Annotated in this window: 6 protein-coding genes; 2 read left to right on the top strand and 4 right to left on the bottom strand. The window is 66.5% G+C overall.

Features of this window, described 5'->3' with window-relative positions:
- The 3 genes from VFA16_RS02125 to VFA16_RS02115 form a co-directional block, all read right to left on the bottom strand.
- Positions 1 to 323: FABP family protein (locus VFA16_RS02125; RefSeq protein ID WP_324966229.1), on the bottom strand; the 323-nt coding region annotated here is incomplete at its 3' end.
- Positions 324 to 369: 46 nt separating this feature from the next.
- Positions 370 to 834: a transcriptional regulator NrdR gene (gene nrdR, locus VFA16_RS02120; protein WP_324966228.1), complete on the bottom strand. Its 465-nt coding sequence runs from the start codon at positions 832 to 834 to the stop codon at positions 370 to 372.
- Positions 835 to 988: 154 nt separating this feature from the next.
- Positions 989 to 1,456 (bottom strand): LysM peptidoglycan-binding domain-containing protein, encoded by a 468-nt coding sequence (locus VFA16_RS02115; RefSeq protein WP_324966227.1) that lies wholly within the window; start codon positions 1,454 to 1,456, stop codon positions 989 to 991.
- Positions 1,457 to 1,674: 218 nt separating this feature from the next.
- Between VFA16_RS02115 and lexA the strand changes: the two genes are divergently transcribed.
- Entirely contained in the window at positions 1,675 to 2,370 is a 696-nt protein-coding gene (lexA, locus tag VFA16_RS02110) for a transcriptional repressor LexA (protein WP_324966226.1), read from the top strand.
- Positions 2,371 to 2,388: 18 nt separating this feature from the next.
- Here the strand turns inward: lexA and VFA16_RS02105 are convergent, their stop codons facing one another.
- Positions 2,389 to 4,371, bottom strand: coding sequence for a hypothetical protein (locus VFA16_RS02105; protein WP_324966225.1), 1,983 nt, complete (start codon positions 4,369 to 4,371; stop codon positions 2,389 to 2,391).
- Positions 4,372 to 4,728: 357 nt separating this feature from the next.
- Here VFA16_RS02105 and VFA16_RS02100 point away from each other — a divergent pair.
- On the top strand, positions 4,729 to 5,417 hold a 689-nt coding region (locus tag VFA16_RS02100), incomplete at its 3' end, for a TerC family protein (protein ID WP_414687614.1).

Below are 5,417 nucleotides of genomic sequence, written 5' to 3'. Positions count from 1 at the left end.
ATCTCGATGTCGATGACGTCACCGCTAGTCGAGTATGTGCCCACCTCGATTTCGGTGATGCCACTCGGGTGGGCCAGCACCAGCTCGACCCGCCCGGGTTGCGGCACCCGCAGATAACCGGTTTCGGCGTGCAGCGGCTTGCCGTCGGCGGGCGCTTTGGTCTTTTGCCCGTAGATCAGGAAGGGCTTGCCGACATGGGAGAACACCACTTCTTCGAGATACTCGAACGGTTCGATGGTCGGGTACTTGCCCGAGCCGCGGCCCGCCCAGGTACCCAGCAGCGGCGCTAACGCTTCAAGGTCAGGGTGCAGTTCGGCAGGCATGCCGCAAGCCTAACGGCGGCCTTTCGGCACCTTTTTCAGCGCCCGCTCAATTCGGGGTGGACACCTTGCGGTGCGCCCGCAGCGCTTCGATCTCCCGCTCGAAATCGTCTGCCGAGGAAAACGACCGGTACACCGACGCGAACCGTAGGTACGCCACCTCGTCGAGTTCTCGCAGCGGCCCGAGGATCGCCAAGCCGACTTCGTGACTGGGCACCTCCGGCGACCCCTTCGCACGCACGGTGTCTTCGACCTGCTGGGCCAACAGGTTCAGCGCGTCATCGTCGACCTGGCGGCCCTGACATGCCCGACGCACCCCGCTGATGACCTTTTCCCGGCTGAAGGGTTCGGTGACGCCGCTGCGCTTGACCACAGCCAGCACCGCCGTTTCCACGGTGGTGAACCGCCGCCCGCACTCCGGGCAGGCCCGGCGGCGTCGAATCGCCTGGCCTTCGTCGGTTTCCCGGGAGTCGACCACCCGGGAGTCGGGATGGCGGCAGAACGGACAGTGCATGACCGCTCCTTCATCCCGCCGGCGTGCCTCGGACCACTCCGAGAGTACCTGTGTGCTCGTCGGAAGGGCGAATGCTGCGGCGGACAGGCGTTGCTCGCTGCCTGCGGCGAGGGTCATTGAGCTGGCGGCATTTTCGCGCTGCACGGCAGTGCCGTCAGCCGACCGGCGCGATCAGCGTTTGACCTGCGGTCAGCGTCGGCGACTGCAGATCGTTGAGCTCGCGGATGCGCTGCGCGACGTCGCCGACCGGCGCGTCGGGCGCCACCCGGGCAGCCAGGTGCGGCAGAGTCTCGCCGGCGTCGACCCGGACTACGGCAAGCCGATCGGGCATCGGCCCATGCCCGCCGCCGGAGCCGCTGCCAACCATGTCGCCGACGTGCGCAACCAGCCCGAGCCAGACAGTGATCAGCGCGGCCAGCAGGGCCAGCCCCACCGTCGTGGCCGGCGTGATCGGCCGCCTGCGGTGCGGCGCCGTGGACATCCACACGCCGGTGCCGCGGTAACGCGGCGGCGCCACGCGCGGCCGTGCGGGGCCTGGTCGCCGCTCACCGCGCCGGGAATGCCTGGAGACGGGCTGGCCACGATGCACCGCGTGCGGCCTTGTTGTCTGTATGAGCGTCATAGTGCCTCCCATCAGGCCGGTAGTCGATCGCATGTTCGACTGTATTCGATAGTGCGTTCGATTTCCGAACATGTGATCGAATTGTTGCCGAGCGGTTGAAACGGTAGGCCATGCCACTGACAAACCCGCTCGTCGCGGCCCGGCCTAGGACGACACACCGCGACACGCGTCGAACAAACGTTTGAGTATCGGGCGGGATGGGGCTACATTCGAACGCTATGAGCAATAGCAGCGACACCCCCACCGGCCGAGGCCGCCGCATGCAAGCTGTGGATTCAGCGCTGACCGAGCGGCAGCGCACCATCCTGGAGGTCATCCGCGCCTCGGTCACCAGCCGCGGCTACCCACCGAGTATCCGCGAGATCGGTGATGCCGTCGGCCTGACGTCGACGTCGTCGGTGGCTCACCAGCTGCGCACGCTCGAGCGCAAAGGCTATCTGCGGCGCGACCCCAACCGCCCGCGCGCGGTTGACGTCCGGGGAGCCGACGACGCCGCGCCTCCGGTTCTCACCGACGTGTCGGGGTCGGACGCCTTGCCCGAACCCACATTCGTCCCAGTGCTCGGGCGCATCGCCGCCGGCGGGCCGATCCTCGCCGAGGAAGCGGTGGAGGACGTCTTTCCGTTACCGCGCGAGCTGGTCGGTGAGGGTGCGTTGTTCTTGCTGCGAGTCGTCGGTGACTCGATGGTCGACGCCGCAATCTGCGACGGCGACTGGGTGGTGGTGCGCCAGCAGAACGTCGCCGACAACGGCGACATCGTCGCGGCGATGATCGACGGTGAGGCCACCGTCAAGACGTTCAAGCGCACCGGCGGTCAGGTCTGGCTGATGCCGCACAACCCCGCGTTTGATCCCATCCCCGGCAACGACGCCGCGATCCTCGGCAAGGTGGTCACGGTCATCCGCAAAATCTGACGCGGTGGCTGCACCGGCCTAGCCGGCCTTGGTGAAGCCGTTCGCGCGCGCGACTTCCTCGCTGGCGAACCAGATTTCGGCGAACGCGTCGTGGTATAGGGCGCTGTCGGGCGTGTAATACAGGCCGAAGCTGGCGTTGCCTTTGACCGGATACCCCTCCGGCGCCTCGCGCGGGTCTTCCAGCGGAAGGTGGATGGTCGGCGTAACGGCGCTGACGGCTGGCGCCTCCGGCTGCATGTCCTCGTCCTCGGGGGTCTCCACCGCCGCATGCCGCCCAGTTCTCACCGCGGGTTCCGGGTTGAGTTCGGCTTCTGACGGGATGCGCGTTGGTGCGGTGTCGACCTTGTCCGGATCCTCGACGCCAAGCTCCTCTTCGACGTCGGGCGGCGCACCGCCGGCATGCTCAGCGCCCATCGAGCCAGCCTCCGCCTGCGGTGCTGGCTGCCTCCAGCTCTCGGGCGCCGGGGGTCTCTCCGGCGCCGGAGTACGCTCAGGCGCTGCCATCGCAGTCGTAGCCTCCGGTGGCTCCGGGTAGCCGCCGGCAAATCCCGGCGAGCCGACGTCGCGGTCCGCGTCGGTTGACCATCGATCCTCAGCGCTCGGTACGGGCTCGTAGGCTCTCCCAACCCTGGCGTCGCGTTGCCGTCGGGCTGCAGCGCGGCGACCGACCGTGCGGCGTCGACGCACCCAGAGCGTCGTCAACCCGAGCAGGCCCACCAGCAGCAGCACCGCGATGGCCACCAACAGCCACCACCAGTGCCACGTCCGTGCGGCACCGGCGGGCGCCGCGGGTCGGCTGGGCTGCTTCTGGCCCGGCAGTTGCAGCCCGGACAGTTTGGACGCCAAATTGGGCGGCTCAGTGGTAAAGACGTTCTTGGCCCGGTTCCAGGAGAGCTTGCCGCCGGTGAATTTCTGTGAGACGACGTCGCCGTCGACAGCTTGGTCACCCACCGGCGCGCCGAGCGTGCCTTTCGCGCCGCCCAGCTTGTCCCACGCCGCCTTCATGACCCCGCGCACTACGAATGCGCCGTGGGCAGGGGTCCAGAAAATCACGGGCTTATCGGCGGCCGAAAACGTGCTGATGCGACTCGTCGGCTTGATGCCCCCGTCGGTTTCATTGGCCGTCGGAAGTCCCAGGTCGCTGCCCGCGCCGCCGAGTGATTCGTATTTGGCCAGGATGTCGCTCTCCACCGCGTTGGCCCCGGTTGCCGGGCTGAAGAAGACCTTTCCGCCGACGAACTTCTGCGCTATCGCGTTGTTGCCGACCGGGTATTGCCCGCCCTGTTTGGCGCCGAGCGGACCCGCGGCCCCGCCGGCCGAGCGCCAGGCCGTGTTGATCGCCGCTGTGGGGTCGATGGGAACCTGGAGGCCGGTCAGCTGCTGAGCCAACTCGGGCGGGAGCGTCGCGAACACCTTCGTCAGCCGGTTCCACGACACCTGTCCGCCGGTGAACGACTGGGTCGAGAGTTCGCCGTTGTAGGTCTCGTCGCTGACCGGAACGCCCAGTACGCCGCCGGAGCTACCCAGCTTGTCCCATGCGGCGTTCATCGCGCCGCGGACCACGAACGCGCCATGGGCGGCCGACCAAAAGATCACCGGCTTGTCGCTGGCGGCGAACGTGCTCACCAACGTGTCGGGCCCAGCCAGGCCCGGCACCTCGCTGATCGTCGGGAACCCCAAGTCGCTGCCGACGGGACCGCCTAACGATTCGTATTTGTCGAGGATCGGCCCGTAGAGCGATCTGGCCCCGGTCGCCGGGGTGAAAAACATTTTGCCGCCGGCGAAGTCCTGAACGAAGCCGTCGCCGACGCCGTAGACGTCACCTTGCTTGGGGCCGAGCCGCGACTCGGCGCCGCCGGCGGCTTGCCATGCCGCGGTGATTGCGTCGTTGGCGTCGCTCTCCGGAGATGCCGCCGCGCACGGCGCCAACGCCACCACAACTCCTGCGGCTGCCAGCGCGAGCACCGCACGACTCAACATCCGACCTCGCCGCCCGGTCACCCACCCTCCCTGGCCGCCGCTATCGCTACTTCTGGATTGCTTTCTTTGGCGGGCTCTGGCCCACCGTGTACCTCGGCACGGTCCACATCATCGCTAGGCCGACACCACTTTGCTCCAGGCGGCCGCAATTGCGAAGTCACATCGCAGAGATTACGGAAAGAGATACCCAGCCGATGTCGAAATGATGCACCGCTGGCGGTGTCGCGGGCGTGGCCCCGTACGGCCTGGACATGGATTGCGTTACCGTCCGGATTGAGTTTTGCCTCCGCAAGGATTGGGCTCTCCGGGTCATGGGGGGCGCTCCGATCCGATTGCCGGGGACCGCACAACGCATGCCGTGGGAGGACAAACAGCTACATGGGTGTTTCCGCGCTGGTCTGGGCCCTGACCATCGCCATCATCGTCGGTTTGGCGTTATTCGACTATTTTTTCCACGTCCGTAGGCCGCATATCCCGACTGTGCGCGATGCCGCGATCTGGTCGACGGTTTATATCGGGGTGGCGATTGTGTTCGGCGGGGCTGTACTAATGCTCGGCGGCACCGCAATGGGCATTGAGTATTTCGCTTGCTATCTCAGCAACCAGGCATTATCGGTGGACAATTTGTTCGTTTTCCTGGTGATCATGGCCAGTTTCGGTGTGCCGCGTGTGGCACAGCAAAAGGTGCTGTTGTTCGGCATTCTTTTCGCCCTGATCGCCCGAACCGGCTTCATCGTTCTCGGCGCGGCGTTGGTCAGGATTTTCGACTGGGCGTTTTACCTCTTCGCGGTGCTGCTATTGCTCACTGCGGTGTTGCTGGCCAAACCGGAGGCGACTGAGCGCCGCACCGCCGACACCTTGGCCATCCGCGTCGCCAAGCGGTTCTTGCGCACCTCGGACAACTACGACCGCGACCGGTTGTTCATCGTCGAAAACGGCAGGCGGGTGATGACCCCGATGTTGCTGGTGATGACGGCGCTCGGCGGAACGGATCTGCTGTTCGCGTTCGATTCTGTTCCGGCGCTCTTCGGCCTCACCCGAAGCGTGTATCTGATTTTTGCCGCCAC

It is taken from the genome of Mycobacterium sp., assembly GCF_035653355.1.
In the GTDB taxonomy this organism is placed as follows: domain Bacteria; phylum Actinomycetota; class Actinomycetes; order Mycobacteriales; family Mycobacteriaceae; genus Mycobacterium.
Note: the sequence above shows the minus strand (reverse complement) of the source record. Positions and strands in the feature narration are given on the sequence as shown.

Bases quoted from the DNA above. Each gene is read 5' to 3' on its own strand.
- lexA (WP_324966226.1), top strand. From the start codon at position 1,675: ATGAGCAATAGCAGCGACACCCCCACCGGCCGAGGCCGCCGCATGCAA.
- VFA16_RS02115 (WP_324966227.1), bottom strand. From the start codon at position 1,456: ATGACGCTCATACAGACAACAAGGCCGCACGCGGTGCATCGTGGCCAG.
- nrdR (WP_324966228.1), bottom strand. From the start codon at position 834: ATGCACTGTCCGTTCTGCCGCCATCCCGACTCCCGGGTGGTCGACTCC.